A 17,863-nucleotide genomic window follows, 5' to 3' on the forward strand; every position below is an offset into this window, starting at 1 on the left:
GGCGCCGCGAGGCACCGCCGGGGTGCCGGTCGCGGGCGGCACCGACCGGGCGACTGACTACGCTCCCCGCATGTCGTCGGGGGAGGGCCAGCTGGACGTGGCCCGCATCCGGGGACTGTTCCCCGGGCTGTCCGACGGCCTGGTGCACGCCGACGGGCCCGGGGGCGCGCTGGTTCCGGAGAGCGTGGTGCGCGCCGTCTCGCAGGCGATGCGGGTGCCGATCGCCGGCCGGGGCGCGGTCTTCGCCTCCTCCGCCCGGTCCGAGCAGCTGGTCGCCGGTGCCCGGTCCGCGGTGGCCGACCTGGTGGGCGGGGTGCCCACCGGGGTGGTCCTCGGGCCGAACATGACCACGCTGACCTACTCGGTGGCCCGGGCGCTGGCCAAGCACTGGCGCCGCGGTGACGAGATCGTGGTCAGCCGGCTGGACCACGACGCCAACGTCCGCCCGTGGCTGCAGGTCGCCGACGAGGTCGGCCTGGGCGTGCGGTGGGCGGAGGTGGACATCGAGACCGGGGAGCTGCCGGACTGGCAGTACGACGAGCTGCTCACCGACCGCACCCGGCTGGTCGCCGTCACCGCAGCCAGCAGCGCGATCGGCACCCGGCCGCACGTCGCCTCGATCGCCGAGCGGGCACACCGGGTCGGGGCGCTGGTCTTCGTCGACGCCGCGCACGCCGCGCCGCACGCCCCCCTGGACGTCGACGAGCTCGGTGCCGACTTCCTCGCGCTCTCGGCCTACAAGTGGTGCGGTCCGCACGTCGGCGCGGTGGTCGCCCACCCGGGGCTGCTCGAGGAGCTGTGGCCGGACAAGCTGCTGCCCGCGTCGGAGCGGGTGCCCGACCGGTTCGAGACGGGCGCCCCGCCGTTCGAGCTCTACGCCGGGGTGGCGGCCTCGGTGGACCACCTGGCGGCGCTCTGTCCCGAGGCCGCCGGCACCCGGCGGGAGCGGCTGCGCGCCTCGATGACCGCGGTCAGCCGCTACGAGGAGGAGCTCTTCACCCGGCTGGACGCGGCGCTGCGGGCGATGCCCCACCTCCAGGTGCTCGGCGACCCGGGGTGGACCACGCCGACGCTGTCGTTCAGCGTCGACCGGATGCGGCCCCGCCAGGCGGCCACGGAGCTGGCCCGGCGTGGCGTCTGCGCCTGGGACGGCGACTTCTACTCCCGGGAGCTGTTCGACGCCATCGGGGTGAACGAGACCGGCGGTGCGGTGCGGCTGGGGCTGATGCACTACAACACCGCCGAGGAGGTCGACCGCCTCATCGAGGCCGTCGCCGACCTGCGCTGACGCTCAGCCGGGCAGGAGCAGGACCTTGCCGATGTGGGTGCTGGACTCCAGCAGGGCGTGCGCCTCGCCGGCCCGGGACATCGGCAGCCGCCGGTCCACGATCGGCCGGACGACGCCCCGCTCGACGTCGGGCCACACGTCGTGCCGCACCGCCGCCACGATCTCGGCCTTGCCGCCGGGCCCGGTCGCCGGCCGCGAACGCAGCGTCGTGGCGTGCACCGAGCCGCGCTTGCGCATCAGCTTGCCGAGGTCGATCTCGGCCTTGGTGCCGCCCTGCATGCCGATGCCCACCAGCCGGCCGCCGGTGGCGAGCAGGTCGAGGTTCCGGGCCAGGTACTTGGCCCCGATGATGTCCAGGACGACGTCGGCCCCGTGCCCGTCGGTGGCCTCCCGGACGACCTCGACGAAGTCCTGCTCGCGGTGGTTGACCACGATCTCGGCGCCCAGCTCGCGGCAGAAGGCCAGCTTCTCCGCGCTGCCGGCCGTCGTCGCCACCCGGGCACCGGCGCGCGCGGCCAGCTGGATCGCCATCGTGCCGATGCCGCTCGAGCCACCGTGCACCAGGAAGACGTCGCCGGCCCGCAGCCCGGCGAGCATGAAGACGTTGGACCAGACGGTGCAGACCACCTCGGGCAGCGCCGCGGCGGTCGCCAGCTCGACGCCGGCCGGCCGGGGGAGCAGCTGACCGGCGGGGACGGCGACCCGTTCGGCGTACCCGCCACCGGAGAGCAGCGCGCACACCTCGTCGCCCACCGACCAGCCGGTCACCTCGGCGCCGACCTCGCTGATCACGCCACTGCACTCCAGGCCCAGCACCTCGCTGGCGCCCGGCGGGGACGGGTAGTGCCCCTGGCGCTGCAGCGTGTCGGCGCGGTTCACCGCGGTGGCGGCCACGTCGACCAGCACCTCACCGGGCCCGCACACCGGGTCGGGCACCTCACCCCAGCCGAGCACCTCGGGGCCGCCAGGGGAGGAGATCGTCACCGCACGCATGCCCCGACCTTAGGGCCGCCCGGGCCCCCCGGCCCGCGACGATCATGGGCTGCCGGTGGCGACGCGCCGCCGCTCAGCGGCGTGTCGCCCCGCCCGCTCCATGATCGTCGCGGGGGTGGTGCCTCAGCGGTTCTTGAGGTCCTTGCGGAGGATCTTGCCGGCCATCGACTTCGGCACCTGGTCGATGAACTCGACCAGTCGGATCTTCTTGTGCGGGGCGACGTGCTCGGCCATGTAGGCCTTGACGTCGTCCTCGCTGATCTCCGAGCCGGGGGCGCGGACGACGAAGGCCTTGGGCAGCTCGTCGCCGGTCTCCTTGTCCAGCACCCCGATGACCGCGGCGTCGGCGATCTGCGGGTTGTTCAGCAGCACGGCCTCCAGCTCGGCCGGCGCCACCTGGTAGCCCTTGTACTTGATCAGCTCCTTGACCCGGTCGACCACCGTGTAGCGGCCCTCGTCGTCGACGATCGCCACGTCACCGGTGTGCAGCCAGCCCTCGGCGTCCAGCGTCTCCGCGGTGGCCTGCGGGTTGTTCAGGTAGCCCTTCATCACCTGCGGCCCACGCACCCACAGCTCGCCGCGCTCGCCGGGGCCGGTGTCCTCGCCGGTGGCCGGGTCGATGAGCCGGCACTCGGTGTTGGGCAGCGCGTAGCCGACCGTGCCCTTGGGGGTCTCCCCGGCGCCGGCCGGCTCGAGCCCTGCCTCGGGGGTGGTGTGCGAGACGGGGGAGAGCTCGGTCATCCCGTAGCCCTGGCCGACCGCGGTGCCCTCGACGGCGCCCTTGCGGAGCCGGTCCTGGGCGGCCTGGGCCAGCGACTCGTCCAGCGGGGCCGCGCCGGAGGTGACGCTGCGCAGCGAGGAGAGGTCGAACTGGTCGACCATCGGGTGCTTGGCCAGCGCGAGCACGATCGGCGGGGCGACGAACGCCCGGGTGATCTTGTGGTCCTGGATGGTGCGGAGGAAATGCTCGAGGTCGAACCGCGGCAGGGTGACGACGGCGCCGCCCCACTGCAGGCCCTGGTTCATCAGCACGGTCAGGCCGTAGATGTGGAAGAACGGCAGGACGGCGATGATCCGCTCGTTGCCCTCCTCGACGCCGGCCAGCGGGCGGGACTGGCTGACGTTCGCCACCAGGTTGCGGTGGGTCAGCATGACGCCCTTGGGCAGCCCGGTGGTGCCGCTGGAGTACGGCAGCGTCACCAGGTCCTCGGCCGGGTCGATGTCCACCTGCACGGCGGGGGCGCCGCTGGTGAGCAGGTCGCGCAGCGAGGCGTGACCCTCGGCGCCGTCCATCACGATGACCTCGTCGACCGGCGAGCGCTCGGCGGCGGCCAGCGCCCGGTCCAGGAACGGCGAGACGGTGACCAGCACCTTCGCCTCGGAGTCCTTCAGCTGGAAGGCGATCTCCTCGGGCGTGTAGAGCGCGTTGACCGGGCTGATGACGCAGCCGGCGGCGGCGATCCCGTGGAAGACCACGGGGTACCAGATGGTGTTGGGGCTGAAGACGGCGACGACGTCACCCTTGCGCAGCCCGCGGGCGTGCAGCGCCGCAGCGAGCCGCTCGACGTAGAAGGCGAGCTCACCGTGGGTGATCGTCTCGCCGGAGAGGCCGTCGATCAGGGCCGGGCGATCAGCCCGCTCTGCGGCTCCGGCCAGCACGAACTGCGGTACCGACAGCTCGGGGATCTCGACATCGGGATAGCGACTGGCGAACGCCACGGGGTCCTCCTCGACTCAGGTGCGGTGACGCCAGTCTCACATTCGGCGTGTCGCGCGCCACACCCGGGCTACCCGCCGGTAGCTCCGAGGGGTCGTCCCCGCCGGAGGCGAGAGGTCATCGAGGCCAGAGGACCGACTGCGTGCAGCGGAAGAGCGCCAGCGTCTTCCCGGTGGCCTCGGCGGTCACGACCGCGTCCCAGACCTGCGTCGTCCGGCCGGCGTGCACGTTGGTGGCGACGGCGGAGATGCGGCCCTCCCGGGCGGTGCTCAGGTGGTTGCTCTTCAGCTCGATGGTGGTGAAGCCGCTGGACCCCTCGGGCAGCAGCGCCCGGGTGGGCAGGCCGCAGCTGGTGTCGGCGAGGGTGACCACGGTGCCGGCGTGCAGGTAGCCGTTGGGCGCCAGCAGCTCGGGCCGGACGTCCAGGTGGGCAGTGAGCCGGCCGGGCTCGTGGGTGTCGACGACGATGCCGAGCAGGCCGGGGAAGGTGCCCGGCAGCAGGTCGTTGAGCTCGTCGGCGGTGTGGAACCCGGTGGCGGCCATGCCCGGCAACCTATCCGTGCAGTTCTCCGCGGTGTCGGCCTCCCTGCAGGGGCCCGCGCCGAGCCTGCGAGGAGCGGGGGGCAGGGAGGTCCTTCTTCAGGCCAGGCCGCGGGTGGTGCGGACCGGCGGCCGGTCGCCGCGGATCGAGGCGACCATGTCCAGCGTCTGCCGGGTCGCCGCCACGTCGTGCACCCGGAACACCCGGGCTCCCAGCCAGGCGCTGACCGAGGTCGCCGCCAGGGTGCCGGTCAGCCGCTGGTCCACCGGCAGGTCGAGGGTCTCCCCGACGAAGTCCTTGTTCGACAGCGCCACCAGCACCGGCCAGCCGGTCGAGACCAGCTCGTCCAGCCGCCGGGTCGCCTCCAGCGAGTGCCGGGTGTTCTTGCCGAAGTCGTGCCCGGGGTCGATGAGCACCCGCTCGGGGTCCACGCCCGCGGCCACCGCGGCCTCGGCGAGCGCCGTCGTCCGCCGGACGATGTCGGCCAGCACGTCGTCGTAGGTGACCCGGTGCGGGCGGGTGCGCGGCGGCAGCCCGCCGGCGTGGGTACAGACGATCCCCGCACCGGCCCCGGCGGCGACCACCGCCAGCTCCGGGTCCACCCCGCCCCAGGCGTCGTTCACCACGTCGGCGCCGGCGGCGAGCGCCTCCCGCGCCACCTCGGCCCGCCACGTGTCGATCGAGATCGGCAGCCGCGGGTGCGCGGCGCGGATCGCCGCGACCAGGTCCACGGTCCGGCGGATCTCCTCGGCCGGGTCCACCTCCGCACCCGGCGCGGCCTTCACCCCGCCGACGTCCACCATGTCCGCGCCCTCGGCGACCACCTGGTCGACCCGGGCCAGCGCGGCATCCAGCGCGAAGGTCGCACCGCCGTCGTAGAACGAGTCCGGGGTGCGGTTGACGATGGCCATGACGACCAGCCCGCCGTCGGGGACGTCGAGGGCACCGATGCGCAGCACCGAGACAGCCAACCACGCCATGATCTGCGGTCATGACCGACTTCGTGCAGGCCCCCGAGCGCGTCGAGCCGCCGTACCGGGACGCCGAGCGCCCCGCGGTGCAGGCCTGGCTGGAGTACCAGCGGGGCACGCTGCTGACCAAGTGCGCCGGCCTCACCCCCGAGCAGCTGGGGGAGCGGTCGGTGCCGCCGTCCGCGCTCAGCCTGCGCGGGCTGGTGCGGCACATGACCGAGGTCGAGCAGGGCTGGTTCCGCCACGTGCTGGACGGGCAGGACGTGCCCGACCTCTACAGCTCGCCCGACGACTGGGACGGGGACTTCGACGGCGTGGGCCGGGACGCCGACGAACCGGACACGGTGGCCCGGGAGTTCGCCCGGTTCGCCGAGGAGTGCCAGGTCAGCCGGGAGATCGCCGACGGGTTCGGCTCACTGGACGACCTGGGCCGGGGCCGCACCAGCCGCAGCGGAGAGCAGGTGTCGGTGCGCTGGGTGTACCTGCACATGATCGAGGAGTACGCCCGGCACAACGGCCACGCCGACCTGCTGCGCGAGCGCATCGACGGCGCCACCGGCGACTGAGGACGACGGCAGACTGGGCGGGTGACCGTGTTCCCGCCTGCCCCCACCCGCGTCGTCCCGCCGTTCTCCGGCGGAGAGCGGGCCGCGGTGGAGGCCTGGCTGGAGTTCCACCGGGCGACCTTGCTCGCGAAGTGCGCCGGCCTGACGCCCGGGCAGCTGGGCGAGCGCGCCCTGCCGGAGTCGGCCCTGAGCCTGCGCGGGCTGCTCCGGCACCTGACCGACGTCGAGCGGTACTGGTTCACCCGGGTGGTCGCCGGCCGCGAGGCGCCGACGGTCTACTGGACCGACGAGGAGGACGCGGAGTTCGCCGGGGTGGGGGCCGAGGGCGACGACCCGGTGAGCGCCGTCCCGGCGGAGCTGGCCGCGTTCACCGCCGAGGTCGAGGCCAGCCGGGCGATCGCCGCCGGGCAGGGCTCGCTGGACGACCTCAGTGCCGGGGTGCGGTACGGCGAGCAGGTGACGCTGCGCTGGGTGTACCTGCACATGATCGAGGAGTACGCCCGGCACAACGGCCACGCCGACCTGCTGCGCGAGCGCATCGACGGCGCCACCGGCGACTGACGCAGCTCACCACCGAAATGGCCATTGTGGTGATTGCGGAGGGGCCGAAGTCGCGACTTCGGCCCCTCGGGTCAGCGGACGGCGCCCCAGGGGAGGACGGCGTGCACCCCGACGACCTGGTTGACCACCTGGGTGACCCGCAGGTCGACCACCACGCTGGCCAGGGCGAGCGCGTCGGAGCGGCCGATGCCGTGCAGGGCGGCCATGACGTCGAGCATCGCGTCCAGCGCGATCGTCATCGCCTCGTCCAGGTCGTCGGCCACGCCCATCGTCACCCAGCCGGCGGGGGTCTTCGCGACCGGCGTGGTCACCGGGGCGCCGAAGAGGTCCGGCAGCACGTCCAGGGTCAGGTCGACGGCGTCCATCGGGCACTCGATCGCCGTCCCGGCCACCTCGCCGTCGCCCTGCGCGGCGTGCCCGTCGCCCACCGACAGCAGCCCGCCGGACACGGTCACCGGCAGGTAGAGCGTCGCCCCGGCGACCAGCTCGCGGCAGTCGATGTTCCCGCCGTGCCAGTACGGCGGGATCGTCGAGTGCTGGCCGGGTTCCGCCGGCGGCACGCCCATCACGCCGAGGAACGGCCGCAGCGCGACCGAGTGCCCGGCCTGGTTGCGGCCGGTCCCGGCGGTGCCGTCCAGGGTCCAGCGGTGGACGACGGGCGCCGCCGTCACCCCGAGCCGCTCGTTCAGCGCGGTCGGCCGCAGCCCGCAGTACGTCGTCCCGAACGCGCCCGGGACGACGTCGTCGATGCGGACGGCGAGCACCTGCCCCGGCTCGGCACCCTGGACGCAGACCGGGCCGGTGAGCGCGTGCCCGGCGGCCGGGTCGTACGACGGGTGCCGGGGCCGCACGGCCAGGTCGGCCGCGGTGTCCGCGCCGGTGTACGGCCCGGTCGACCAGCCGGAGTCCAGCGTGCCGATGCGCACCGTCGTCCCGGGTTCGACGGTCAGCGCCGGCGGGAGCGCAGGGTCCCAGTACCCGTGCAGCGTGCGCTCGTCGGGCAACAGCACGTGACGGGACTCCATGCCCCCATCCTGCGCGACAGAAATGGCCATTTCTGTCGCGGGGTGGGTCAGACCAACGCCTGCTGGACCAGGGGGCGGAGGTGGGCGCGCACCGGGAGGGTGCTCGAGGGCAGCAGCTGCGTGTAGAAGGTGACCGTCAGGTCCTCCACCGGGTCGACGTAGAACTCCGTGGAGGCCGCCCCGCCCCAGCTGTAGGTGCCCACGCTGGACACCCCGCCGTAGCGCACCGGGTCCAGCACCATGGAGAACCCCAGCCCGAAGCCGACGCCGCGCAACGGGGTCTCCGCGTAGAGCGGCCGGCCGGCGGACTCCAGGTCCAGCCCGCCGGGGAGGTGGTTGCGCACCATGTGCGCGACGGTGCGCGAGCCCAGCACCCGGCCGGCGTCCGGGTCGTCCCCGACCTGTCCGCCGCGGCGCAGCATCTCGACGAACCTCAGGTAGTCACCGGCGGTGGAGACCAGCCCGGCGCCGCCGGCGAGGAAGGTGGGCTTGCGCAGGGCGGCCTGTGCGAACGGGGCCGGCAGCGGCGTGAGCCCGGGCCCGTACAACTGGGCGAGGGAGTCGACGTCGTCCTCCGGCCGCAGCCCGAAGGAGGTCTGGGTCATGCCCAGCGGCTCGAACACCCGCTCGGCGAACACCTCGTCCAGCGGCTTGCCGGCGATGACCTCGAGCAGCCGGCCCAGCACGTCGGTGGAGACGCCGTAGTTCCACTCGGTGCCCGGCTGGAACAGCAGCGGCATCTCCGCGAACTGGCGCACGACCTCGGCGGAGTCGGCCCCGGGCGGAGAGCCCCACTCGTGGCCGCGCAGCCGGTAGAGCGCATCGACCGGGTGGGCGTGGTGGAAGCCGTAGGTCAGCCCGGAGGTGTGCGTCAGCAGGTGCCAGACCCGGATCGGCTCCAGCAGCGGCACGGTCACCGGCTTCTGCGCCGGGCCGGCGGTCCAGACCCGGGTCTCGGCGAACTCGGGCAGCCAGCGGCTGATCGGGTCGGTGAGCTCGAAGGCCCCCTCCTCGTACAGCGACATCGCCGCGACCGAGGTGACCGGTTTGGTCATCGAGTAGATCCGCCAGCGGGTGTCCTCGGTGACCGGGCGGCCGGCCTCGACGTCGCGCTGACCGTGCCGGCCGACGTGCACCAGCCGGCCGTGCCGGGCGACGGTGACCAGGAACCCGGGCAGCTGGCCCTCGTCCACGTAGCGGGCCAGCCGGCGGTCCAGCCGCTGCAGCCGGCCGGCGTCCAGCCCGACCTCGGCCGGGTCGGTGGTCACGGACAGGTCGGTCTGCACAGCCGTCACGCGGGCACTCCGCTCGTCGCGGGCCCGCTCCCCGATGAGCGACGCCCCCGCCGGGCATCCTGGCACGGGGTGCCAGGAGCGCGACGGGGGCGTGGGGTCGTGCTCGGTGCGGCCCCGGGACGGGGCCTCAGCTCACTGCACCGGGACGGCGGCAGCAGCCTTCTTCAGGTTGGAGCCGGCGGTCACCTTGGCGGTGTGCGCAGCGGCGATCTCGATCGACTCACCGGTCTGGGGGTTGCGGCCGGTGCGGGCGGAGCGCTGTGCGCGCTCGACGGTCAGCAGACCGGGCACGGCGACCTTGTCGCCCCGGGTGATGGCCTCGACGAGCTCCTCCTGGAGCCCGTTGATCACCGAGTCGACGGTCGACGCGGGGACGTCGACGCGCTTGGAGATGGCAGAGACGAGTTCGGCCTTGTTCATGGTGTTCCTCTCGCGGTGGTGGAGCAGCCCATCCCGGTGCGGGATGGGCGCAGTCGTGGCGTCGTGCCTGGTCGGGCCGGGGGCGTTCCCCCGTCGTCCAGGTGGACCTCCGGGTCTCCAGCGTGCCAACTCGCTGGACACCAGGTGTGCAGCGGGGGTCCGGTGGGCGGAGCTGGCCGACCCCGTCGTCGACCAGGAACGGCGGGCACGTTGCCATGCCGACCAGGGTGTTGGCGAGCTGTGACCCCGGATTTCCGGGGTTTTCCTGCTCGCTCGTCACAGTGGCCACGCTCTGTGGCCCTTCTGCAGGGGCCCGCCCCGAGCTTGCGAGCGGTGGGGGGCAGGAGGGTCCTTCAACTAGCGTTGGGGTCATGCCTCAGCTCCCCGGGACCGATCTGACCGTCAGCGACCTCTGCCTGGGTGGCAACGTCTTCGGCTGGACGGCCGACGAGCCGACGTCCTTCGCCCTGCTCGACCGCTTCTACGACGCCGTCCCCAGCACCCAGTCGCCGTTCGTCGACACCGCCGAGATGTACGGCGACGGCGTCTCCGAGACGATCCTCGGCAACTGGATGGCCGAGCGCGGCATGCGCGACCGGATGGTCGTGGCCACCAAGGCCTCGCCCGGGGACAAGGAGCACCCGCTCTCGGCCCCGGAGATCCGGGCGGCGGCCGAGCGCTCGCTGCGCAACCTGCAGGTCGACACCATCGACCTGTACTACGCCCACTACGACGACGAGACGACGCCGCTGGAGGAGACGCTCACCGCCTTCGACGAGCTGGTGCAGGCCGGCAAGGTCCGGTACGCGGCGGCGTCCAACTACTCGGCGAAGCGACTGACCGAGGCGCTGGACACCGCCCGGCAGCTGGGCGTCACCGGCTACGTCGCACTGCAGCCGCACTACAACCTGATGGAGCGCGAGGCGTACGAGGCCGAGCTGGCCGGCGTGGTGACCGAGCGCGGCCTGGGGTCGATGCCCTACTTCGGGCTGGCGCGCGGCTTCCTGACCGGCAAGTACCGGGCGGGGGAGGTCATCGACTCACCGCGGGCCAAGGGCGCCGCGCAGTACGTGGGGGAGAAGGGTGACCGGGTGCTGGCCGCGCTGGCCGAGGTCGCCGAGGCCCACACCGTCACCAGCGCCGCGGTCGCGCTGCGCTGGCTGGCCGACCAGCCGTCGGTCACCGCACCGATCGCCAGCGGCCGCTCGGTCGAGCAGCTGGCCGACCTGCTGCCGATGCTCGACCTGGTGCTCACCGACGAGCAGCGGCAGCGCCTCACCGACGCCAGCCGCTGACGACGGGACCCCGGCCCCGTGGGGGGGGGCGGGGCGCGTCGTCAGACCGAGACGATGTGGGCGCGGACCTGGTCGACGAGTCCCGGCGGCACGGTGCCCAGTCCGTGGTCGGCGGTCGCGTGGGCGGCGACCTGACCGAGGACGGCGTCCTCGTCGGAGCCGGTGAACGTGACGGTGCAGCCGGGGACGACGTCCCCGCAGGCGAAGGCCTTCATGTGGGCTCCCGTGCGCGGGTGGTGCGGGACCCGTCCGCCGGGTGGCGGTCCGGGGTGGTGCACCGGGGGCGGGGTCAGGGCCCCCGGTGGTTCAGGTGGCGGCGGCGGACGCCAGGTCCTCGATCCGCAGCAGGCCGAGGACGGCGCCGCTGCGGTCGGTGCACAGCACCGGGTCGAACCGGTGCGCGGGCGGGCGGGTGAGCGCGCGCCGCAGGGTCTCGGTGACCCCGGCCGACGGGTGCACACGCAGCGACACCGGCGCCCGGTACGGCGCACCGGTCCGCGGGTCGGCGAGCACCAGCTCGGTGGGCACCTCGGCGCGGTCCAGCACGACGTAGGGCGGCGGGCCGTCGTCGCCGTCGAACTCCTCCCGCTGGCGGAGGGGGCGCAGCAGGCTGGCCACGCTCTCGGTCAGCTGGGCGCGGGCCACCTGGGTGCGCACCAGCTGGGTGACCTCGGGGGAGAGCGGGGCGAAGTGCGCTGCGGGGCGGCCGAACAACCAGCCCTGGGCCAGCGGGACACCGAGCCGGGCGAAGAGGGCGAGCTCACCCACGGTCTCCACGCCCTCGGCGAGCAGCCAGGCGTCGATCCGGCTGGTGAAGGTGCCCACCATCTCCGCCAGCGCGGCCTTCACCGGGTCGGTGTCCGCGCCGGCGACCAGGGCCCGGTCGAGCTTGACCAGCTGCGGGCGGACCTCGGCGAGCTGCTGCAGCCCGGCGTATCCGGAGCCGGCGTCGTCGATGGCGATGAGCGCGCCGCGGCCGCGCAGCGCGGCGGTCTGCTCCCGCAGCGCCCTCAGGTCCGGGGTGGGCATGTGCTCGGTCAGCTCGACGACCACCCGGCGCAGCGTGGCCGGCTGGGCCAGGGCGGCGGCGACCGGGGCGGTGCCCAGCAGGTGGGGGCTGACGTTGACGGTCAGGAAGGTGTTGGGCGGCAGGTCCGGCAGGGCGGCCAGCGCCTTCCGCAGGGCGAGCGCCTCCAGCTCGGCGCCCAGGCCGGCCTCGGCGGCGGCGGCGAACCACACGTCCGGGGAGGCGGTGCCCGGGAACCGCGCGAGCGCCTCGTACCCGGCGACCGAGGCCGAGGCCAGGTCGACGATCGGCTGGAAGACGACGGTCAGGTCCTCCTCGCCCGCGAGCAGCGGGCGGCAGTCCCAGCGGTCCGGGAGGGTCGACGTCACCTCTCCTGGATCGGCCGCACCACCGACCTGCTTGAGCCCGCCCCACCCCAGCGGGGGACACCGCATGAGCCGCCGGTGCCGGACCTGGTGTGCCGGACGTGCCAGCATGGGGCAGCCCGCGCGAGCAGGGCGTGCCGGCGGCCGCCGGCACCCGTGTCCGGCCTGGCCGGCGCCAGCAGGGAGGCTGCCAGCCGTGCCCGCACCGAGCACGCCTGCCGTACCCGACCCGCTCGGCGACCCGGCCCGGGTAGCGGTGGCCCGACGACTGCTCGCCGAGCTGCCCGGGAGTGCGCCGTTCGACCGGCTGGCACACCTGGCCAGCCGGCTGCTGGCCGTCCCGACGGCGCAGGTCGTGCTGCTGACGGACGTCGCGGTGCGGGTCGGCGGCTGCGGCCGACCGACGGCGCAGGGCTCGGCCACCCCGCTGGACCAGGTGCCCGGCAGCGTCGCCGCACGCCTGCGGGCACCGCTGGTGGTGCCCGATGCCGCCGCTGACCCGCGGGTCGCCGGGCAGTCGGCGGTGGCCTCCGGCGAGGTCCGCAGCTGCCTCTCCCTGCCGCTGGTGCTCGCCGCCGGTGACGTGGTCGGTGCGCTGACCCTGCTCTCCCCGGAGCCCCGGCCCTGGAGCGAGGACGACGTCGTCCTCGCCGGCGAGGTGGCCGCCACCGTCGTCACCGAGCTCGAGCTGGTCGCCGCCTCGATCGCGGTGCGCTCCTCGCTGAGCCGGCTGGAGCTGACGCTGGAGGCCAGCGAGGTCGGCAGCTGGGAGCGCGACCTGCGCACCGGGGTGACCACCTGGGACGAGCGCAACGCCGCGATCTTCGGCCTCCCGGGCCCGGTCGAGCTCAGCGGTGAGGAGGAGGTGGCGCAGCGGATCCACCCCGGCGACCACGGTGCGCTGCAGCAGGCGATGGACGCGGCCCTGGCCGGCACGGGTGACTTCGTCGTCGAGATGCGCGTGCTGCGGACCGACGGCGAGGTGCGCTGGACGGTCTCCCGGGGTCGGGTGGGCCGCGACCAGTCGGGTGAGCCGGTGCGCCTGCTCGGCACCACCGTCGACGTCACCGAGGCGCGGCAGCAGGCGCGGCTGCGGCTGGCTGCGGTGCAGCGGGCCGCGGTGATCGCCGAGGTCGCTGCCGACCTGGCCAACGCCGACCGGATGTCGGAGCTGGCCGAGGCAGCCCTGCGCGGCGCGGCCGTGCTCGGCGCCGACGCCAGCGCGCTGGCCGTCTTCGCCGTCGGCCGTGGCCCGCTCCGGCTGCACATGACCCGCCGCCTCGTCGACGCCGTCGAGTCGGGAACCGACGCCGTCCTGTCCGAGGAGGGCGTGGAGCTCCCGCTCGACGACGAGCTCCCCACCCAGTACGTGGCCCGGCACGGTGAACCGGTCCTGCTGGGCGACCGGGCGGCGGCGGTGGCCCGCTTCCCGCGGATGGCCGAGGTCGGTGACCTGGTCGGGGTCCGGGCTCTCGCCGCGCTGCCGCTGCGGCTGGAGGGCCGGCTGCTGGGCAGCTTCACCGCGGTGTGGGCCGAGGACCACGTCTTCACCCCCGAGGACCTCGAGCTGCTCCAGGCGCTCACCGCCCAGATCGGGCTGAGCGTCTCCCGGCTGCACGCAGACGCCCAGCGGGACGCCGCCCTCGCGGCGATGGCCGCGGCCAACGTTCGGCTGGAGCTGCTGGCCGAGACCGGCCGGGTGCTCTCGGGGACCCTCGAGATCACCGAGCAGCTGGGCCGGCTGGCCGAGCTGGTGGTCCCCGCGCTCGGCGACTGGTGCTGGGTCGTCGTCGCCGACGAGCACGGCCGGATGCGCCAGCTGGCCTCGGCCCACCGCGACCGGTCCAGGTCGGCGGAGCTGGCCGACTACGTGCGCGCGATGGTCGGCGGGATGACCGAGCACGCCGCCGCCCGGGTGGTCACCCGCACCGGACGGCCGCTGCGGGTGCCCGGCCTGAACGCTGCCTACGTCACCCGGGCGCTGCCCGACGCCGTGGCCCGCGAGCAGCTGGCCCGGTTGCACCCCGACTCCGGCATCGTCGTCCCGCTGGTCAGCCGCGGGCGCACCCTCGGGGCGCTGGGCCTGTACGTGACCGCCGAGCGGGGCCGGCACACCGACGTCGAGCTGGACACCGCCCTGGAGCTCGGGCGGCGGGCCGGGGTGGCGCTGCAGCAGGCCCGGCTGTTCGGTCAGCAGCGGCAGCTCGCCGAGACCCTGCAGCGCAGCATGCTGACCGCGCCGCCGGCACCGGACCACTGCGAGATCGCCGTCCGGTACGTGCCGGCGGCGGCCGGGGCCGAGGTCGGCGGCGACTGGTACGACGCCTTCGTCCAGCCCGACGGGGCGACCATGCTGGTGATCGGGGACGTCGTCGGGCACGACAGCCGGGCGGCGGCGGCGATGGGCCAGCTGCGCGGGCTGCTGCGCGGCATCGGGCACCACACCGGCGGCACCCCGGCGGAGGTGTTGACCGGCCTCGACCGGGCCAGCTCCGGGCTGGACCTCGACGTGATGGCCACCGCGCTGATCGCCCGGCTGGAGCAGGACCCCCCGGAGGTGTCGGCAGCCGAGACCCGCATCCGCTGGGCGACCGCCGGGCACCCCCCACCGGTGCTGATCAGCGCGGACGGCGAGGTGACCGTCCTGGACGGCGACGACCCCGACCTGCTGCTCGGGGTCGACCCGGGCACCGTGCGCAGCGATCGGGTCGCGGTCATCGGCCGCGGCGGCACCCTGCTGCTCTACACCGACGGGCTGGTGGAGCGGCGTGACCGGGACCTCGACGCCGGGATCGCGGAGCTGTGCCGGGTGCTGGCCGGGCTCACCGAGCTGCCGCTGCAGCAGCTGTGCGACCGGCTGCTGCAGCGGATGTACCTGCCCGACACCGAGGACGACGTCGCGTTGCTGGCGGTCCGGCTGCACCGGCAGGACCGGCCACGCCCGGCCGAAGCCGGCCTGCAGCACGTGCCGCCCGGGATGGAGCCGGCCCCGGCGGTGCACCCGGAGGCCGGCCGCAGCTGATCACTGGGCGGGGGCCATCTCCAGGTCGGTCGCGGTGGCGGCCTGCTGCGGCTGGACCCCGCCGGCGCGCAGCGCGGCGTCGTGCGCGGCCATCGCCTCCTGCCGGCCGGGCTCCTCGGCCACGATCGCGCAGTTGAGCCAGGCCTCGGGGACGGCGAAGGCGTCGACCAGGGTGCGCATGTGCGGCCGCAGCTCCTTGAGCAGGTCGTTCACCACCCCGGTCAGCGCCTTGGCCCGGGTGGGGGTGAGCCGGCCGTGCTCGAGGAACCACCCCTTGTCGGCCTCGATGGTGCTCAGCGCGTAGAGGTCGCAGACCCGGGCCAGCAGCGCCTTCGCGGCCGGGTCGGGAGTGCGCTCGATGCCGGCGACGAAGGCCTCCAGCACCACCCGGTCGATGTGCGCCTGGGCGGCGGCGAGCACGTGGTCCTGTACGTCGTTGAAGATCTCGAACGGCCGGTCCTTCTTGGCCGCGGCGCCGCCGCGCAGCCGCCGGATCGCGCTCTCCAGGACGTGCTTCTCGCGGTCCTCGAACGTGGCCAGCTGCCAGCCCCGGTCCAGCATCGAGACGTCCTCGTCCCGGCCGGGTACGGCGTCGACCAGCCGCTGGATCAGCCCGCGGGCCGCCGTCCGCTCCAGCACCGTCTCGCGCACCTGCTCGGCGACGAACGCGGCCCGGCCCCAGCCGTCCAGTGAGCCGAACGCGTCCCGGTAGCCGGTGAGCAGGCCCTTGGCGACCAACTGCATCAGCACGGTGTTGTCGCCCTCGAAGGTGGTGAAGACGTCGGTGTCGGCCTTGAGCGTGGGCAGCCGGTTCTCCGCCAGGTAGCCCGCCCCGCCGCAGGCCTCGCGGCACAGCTGGATGGTCCGGGTCGCGTGCCAGGTGGTCACCGCCTTCAGCCCGGCCGCCCGGGACTCCAGCTCACGCTGCGCGGCCTCGTCGACGTCGGCGCTCCCCAGCACGTCGTGCATGGTGGAGGTCAGCTCCTCCTGCGCGAAGTTCAGGGCGTAGGTCTTCGCCAGCGCCGGCAGCAGCTTGCGCTGGTGCACCAGGTAGTCGTTGATCACGACCTCCCGGTCCTCACCGGGGGCGGAGAACTGGCGGCGGACGTCGCCGTAACGGACGGCGATCTCCAGGGCCACCTTGGTCGCCGACCCGGCCGAGCCGCCGACGCTGACCCGCCCGCGCACCAGGGTGCCGAGCATGGTGAAGAAGCGCCGGGTCTCGTTCTCGATCGAGCTGGTGTACGTGCCGTCGGCGGCCACCTGGCCGTAGCGGTCCAGCAGCATGTCGCGCGGCACGGTGACGTGGTGGAAGGTCAGCCGCCCGTTGTCCACGCCGAGCAGCCCCGCCTTCGGCCCGTCGTCGCCGATCGTCACGCCGGGCACCGGGGCGCCGTCGGCGTCCCGGATCGGGACCAGGAACGCGTGTACGCCCCGTCCCTCGCCCTGGGTGACCAGCTGGGCGAAGACGACGGCCATCCGGCCGTCCTTCGCGGCGTTGCCGATGTAGTCCTTGCGCGCGGCCTCGTGCGGGGTGTGCAGGTCGAAGGTCTGCGTGGCCGGGTCGTAGGTGCAGGTGGTGCGCAGCTGCTGGACGTCGGAGCCGTGGCCGGTCTCGGTCATCGCGAAGCAGCCGGGCAGCGCGAAGCTCATGATGTCGGGGAGGTACCGGTCGTGCTGGCGCTTGGTGCCCAGCGCCTGGACCGCGCCGCCGAACAGCCCCCACTGCACGCCGGCCTTGACCATCAGCGACAGGTCGGCCTGGGCGAGCATCTCGATGGCGGTGACCGAGCCGCCGGCGTCGTCCGCGCCGCCGTACTCGACGGGGAAGCCGAGGGAGACCCGGCCGGTGGTGGCCAGCTCCGACGCCAGTGCGGTGATCCGTTCCCGCGCCTCGGTCATCGACTCGCCGTACACCGGGGCGTACCGGGAGTGGCCGAGCTGCTCGCGGCTGTCCCGGCGCACCTGCGCCCAGCGGCCGTCGAGGACCTCGGTGAGCCGAGCGGCGTCGACCGGCGTCAGGGGGGTGGGGGTGCTGGTCATGCTTCCTCCATCGGACTCGCGGGGGTCTGGGTTGAGGGGTCCGGGGTGACGACGCCGCGCAGGCCCAGCCAGGCCAGGTCGGTGAGGTGGGTCGCCAGCTCGGCGCGGGGCATGGGGCGGTCGGCGCGCAACCACCAGTCGGCGGCGGCTCGGACCAGGCCGATCAGGCCGTGCCCCCAGGGAGCGGCCGCGGCGGTGTCCTGCCCGGCACTGGTCAGCGCCGCGCCGACCAGCGCCCCGACCTCGTCACCGACCAGGTCGGACAGGCTGCTGATCGGGTCGGCATCGACCGGGCGGTCGACCAGGGCCTGCCCGACGACGAAGCGGTAGACCTCGGGGTCGGCCTCGATGAACGCGAGGTACGTCTCCACGGCGGCGGTCACCATCTGCCGCGGGTGGTCGCTGCTGCCCATCGCCTCGCGCAGCTTGCGGGTGAGCTGCGCCGCCACGCGCGCGCAGACGGCGACGTACAGCTCGCTGCGGTCGGCGAAGTGCCGGTAGACGACGGTCTTGCTGGTGCCGGCCTCTGCCGCGATCTCCTCCATGCCCACGCCGGCGCCGTGCTTGCCGACCGCGGCCAGGGTGGCGTCGACCAGCTGCTCGCGGCGTGCCCGGCGGTGCTCGTCCCAGCGGGAGTCGCGCCGGTCGCGGGGGCTGGCCGCCGTCTCCATGTTCACGACACCAACGGTACCTGATACTCTCGGTATCGGAATTGTGACTGGAACACCCTCCAC

The 17,863-nt window shown here is 74.3% G+C and carries 16 protein-coding genes; 5 read left to right on the top strand and 11 right to left on the bottom strand.

Going from position 1 to position 17,863, the window contains the following annotated elements; genetic code table 11:
• Nucleotides 1-70: 70 nt before the first annotated feature.
• Nucleotides 71-1,288, top strand: coding sequence for a cysteine desulfurase-like protein (locus tag O2W18_RS00610; RefSeq protein WP_269185650.1), 1,218 nt, complete (start codon nt 71-73; stop codon nt 1,286-1,288).
• Between the two features lie 3 nt (nt 1,289-1,291).
• On the opposite strand, the gene O2W18_RS00615 is transcribed toward O2W18_RS00610, so the two are convergent.
• The 4 genes from O2W18_RS00615 to folP all read right to left on the bottom strand — a co-directional run bounded on the left by O2W18_RS00615 (nt 1,292) and on the right by folP (nt 5,519).
• Complete coding sequence (locus O2W18_RS00615) at nt 1,292-2,281, bottom strand: NAD(P)H-quinone oxidoreductase (protein ID WP_269185651.1); 990 nt, start codon at nt 2,279-2,281, stop codon at nt 1,292-1,294.
• A 123-nt stretch (nt 2,282-2,404) separates the two neighbouring features.
• A complete protein-coding gene (locus O2W18_RS00620) occupies nt 2,405-4,000 on the bottom strand; it encodes a 4-coumarate--CoA ligase family protein (protein ID WP_269185652.1) in 1,596 nt (531 codons plus the stop codon).
• A 115-nt stretch (nt 4,001-4,115) separates the two neighbouring features.
• The gene (locus O2W18_RS00625) at nt 4,116-4,541 is read right to left on the bottom strand and encodes a PaaI family thioesterase (protein WP_269185653.1); all 426 of its coding nucleotides are present in this window, start codon (nt 4,539-4,541) and stop codon (nt 4,116-4,118) included.
• Nucleotides 4,542-4,637: 96 nt separating this feature from the next.
• Complete coding sequence (gene folP, locus O2W18_RS00630) at nt 4,638-5,519, bottom strand: dihydropteroate synthase (protein WP_269185654.1); 882 nt, start codon at nt 5,517-5,519, stop codon at nt 4,638-4,640.
• An 11-nt stretch (nt 5,520-5,530) separates the two neighbouring features.
• Here folP and O2W18_RS00635 point away from each other — a divergent pair, with 11 nt between their 5' ends.
• Together O2W18_RS00635 and O2W18_RS00640 are read left to right on the top strand one after the other, a co-directional pair.
• On the top strand, nt 5,531-6,076 hold the full coding sequence (locus tag O2W18_RS00635) for a DinB family protein (RefSeq protein WP_269185655.1): 546 nt from the start codon (nt 5,531-5,533) through the stop codon (nt 6,074-6,076).
• A gap of 21 nt (nt 6,077-6,097) precedes the next feature.
• Entirely contained in the window at nt 6,098-6,637 is a 540-nt protein-coding gene (locus O2W18_RS00640) for a DinB family protein (RefSeq protein WP_269185656.1), read from the top strand.
• Between the two features lie 71 nt (nt 6,638-6,708).
• On the opposite strand, the gene O2W18_RS00645 is transcribed toward O2W18_RS00640, so the two are convergent.
• From O2W18_RS00645 to O2W18_RS00655, 3 genes are all read right to left on the bottom strand, one after another.
• The gene (locus O2W18_RS00645) at nt 6,709-7,662 is read right to left on the bottom strand and encodes an acetamidase/formamidase family protein (RefSeq protein ID WP_269185657.1); all 954 of its coding nucleotides are present in this window, start codon (nt 7,660-7,662) and stop codon (nt 6,709-6,711) included.
• A gap of 47 nt (nt 7,663-7,709) precedes the next feature.
• Nucleotides 7,710-8,957, bottom strand: coding sequence for a serine hydrolase domain-containing protein (locus O2W18_RS00650; protein WP_269185658.1), 1,248 nt, complete (start codon nt 8,955-8,957; stop codon nt 7,710-7,712).
• Between the two features lie 132 nt (nt 8,958-9,089).
• Nucleotides 9,090-9,377, bottom strand: coding sequence for an HU family DNA-binding protein (locus tag O2W18_RS00655; protein ID WP_269172508.1), 288 nt, complete (start codon nt 9,375-9,377; stop codon nt 9,090-9,092).
• 371 nt (nt 9,378-9,748) lie between these two features.
• Between O2W18_RS00655 and O2W18_RS00660 the strand changes: the two genes are divergently transcribed.
• Nucleotides 9,749-10,672, top strand: coding sequence for an aldo/keto reductase (locus O2W18_RS00660; protein ID WP_269185659.1), 924 nt, complete (start codon nt 9,749-9,751; stop codon nt 10,670-10,672).
• A gap of 41 nt (nt 10,673-10,713) precedes the next feature.
• Here the strand turns inward: O2W18_RS00660 and O2W18_RS00665 are convergent, their stop codons facing one another.
• Both O2W18_RS00665 and O2W18_RS00670 read right to left on the bottom strand, forming a co-directional pair.
• Nucleotides 10,714-10,887, bottom strand: a complete 174-nt coding sequence (locus tag O2W18_RS00665; RefSeq protein WP_269185660.1) for a DUF1059 domain-containing protein — start codon at nt 10,885-10,887, stop codon at nt 10,714-10,716.
• Between the two features lie 91 nt (nt 10,888-10,978).
• Nucleotides 10,979-12,067: an EAL domain-containing protein gene (locus O2W18_RS00670; RefSeq protein ID WP_269185661.1), complete on the bottom strand. Its 1,089-nt coding sequence runs from the start codon at nt 12,065-12,067 to the stop codon at nt 10,979-10,981.
• A 193-nt stretch (nt 12,068-12,260) separates the two neighbouring features.
• Here O2W18_RS00670 and O2W18_RS00675 point away from each other — a divergent pair, with 193 nt between their 5' ends.
• The gene (locus tag O2W18_RS00675) at nt 12,261-15,086 is read left to right on the top strand and encodes a SpoIIE family protein phosphatase (protein ID WP_269185662.1); all 2,826 of its coding nucleotides are present in this window, start codon (nt 12,261-12,263) and stop codon (nt 15,084-15,086) included.
• On the opposite strand, the gene O2W18_RS00680 is transcribed toward O2W18_RS00675, so the two are convergent.
• Both O2W18_RS00680 and O2W18_RS00685 read right to left on the bottom strand, forming a co-directional pair.
• The gene (locus O2W18_RS00680) at nt 15,087-17,129 is read right to left on the bottom strand and encodes an acyl-CoA dehydrogenase family protein (RefSeq protein ID WP_269185663.1); all 2,043 of its coding nucleotides are present in this window, start codon (nt 17,127-17,129) and stop codon (nt 15,087-15,089) included. It abuts the gene before it with no gap.
• Nucleotides 17,126-17,800, bottom strand: coding sequence for a TetR family transcriptional regulator (locus O2W18_RS00685; RefSeq protein WP_269186724.1), 675 nt, complete (start codon nt 17,798-17,800; stop codon nt 17,126-17,128). The genes O2W18_RS00680 and O2W18_RS00685 overlap by 4 nt, the downstream gene beginning before the upstream one ends.
• Nucleotides 17,801-17,863: the final 63 nt, after the last annotated feature.

It is taken from the genome of Modestobacter sp. VKM Ac-2983, assembly GCF_026967885.1.
Lineage (GTDB): Bacteria > Actinomycetota > Actinomycetes > Mycobacteriales > Geodermatophilaceae > Modestobacter.

Coding starts and splice junctions, on each gene's coding strand:
- O2W18_RS00610 (WP_269185650.1), top strand. CDS start 71: ATGTCGTCGGGGGAGGGCCAGCTGGACGTGGCCCGCATCCGGGGACTG.
- O2W18_RS00615 (WP_269185651.1), bottom strand. CDS start 2,281: ATGCGTGCGGTGACGATCTCCTCCCCTGGCGGCCCCGAGGTGCTCGGC.
- O2W18_RS00625 (WP_269185653.1), bottom strand. CDS start 4,541: ATGGCCGCCACCGGGTTCCACACCGCCGACGAGCTCAACGACCTGCTG.
- folP (WP_269185654.1), bottom strand. CDS start 5,519: ATGGCGTGGTTGGCTGTCTCGGTGCTGCGCATCGGTGCCCTCGACGTC.
- O2W18_RS00635 (WP_269185655.1), top strand. CDS start 5,531: ATGACCGACTTCGTGCAGGCCCCCGAGCGCGTCGAGCCGCCGTACCGG.
- O2W18_RS00645 (WP_269185657.1), bottom strand. CDS start 7,662: ATGGAGTCCCGTCACGTGCTGTTGCCCGACGAGCGCACGCTGCACGGG.
- O2W18_RS00655 (WP_269172508.1), bottom strand. CDS start 9,377: ATGAACAAGGCCGAACTCGTCTCTGCCATCTCCAAGCGCGTCGACGTC.
- O2W18_RS00660 (WP_269185659.1), top strand. CDS start 9,749: ATGCCTCAGCTCCCCGGGACCGATCTGACCGTCAGCGACCTCTGCCTG.
- O2W18_RS00665 (WP_269185660.1), bottom strand. CDS start 10,887: ATGAAGGCCTTCGCCTGCGGGGACGTCGTCCCCGGCTGCACCGTCACG.
- O2W18_RS00680 (WP_269185663.1), bottom strand. CDS start 17,129: ATGACCAGCACCCCCACCCCCCTGACGCCGGTCGACGCCGCTCGGCTC.
- O2W18_RS00685 (WP_269186724.1), bottom strand. CDS start 17,800: ATGGAGACGGCGGCCAGCCCCCGCGACCGGCGCGACTCCCGCTGGGAC.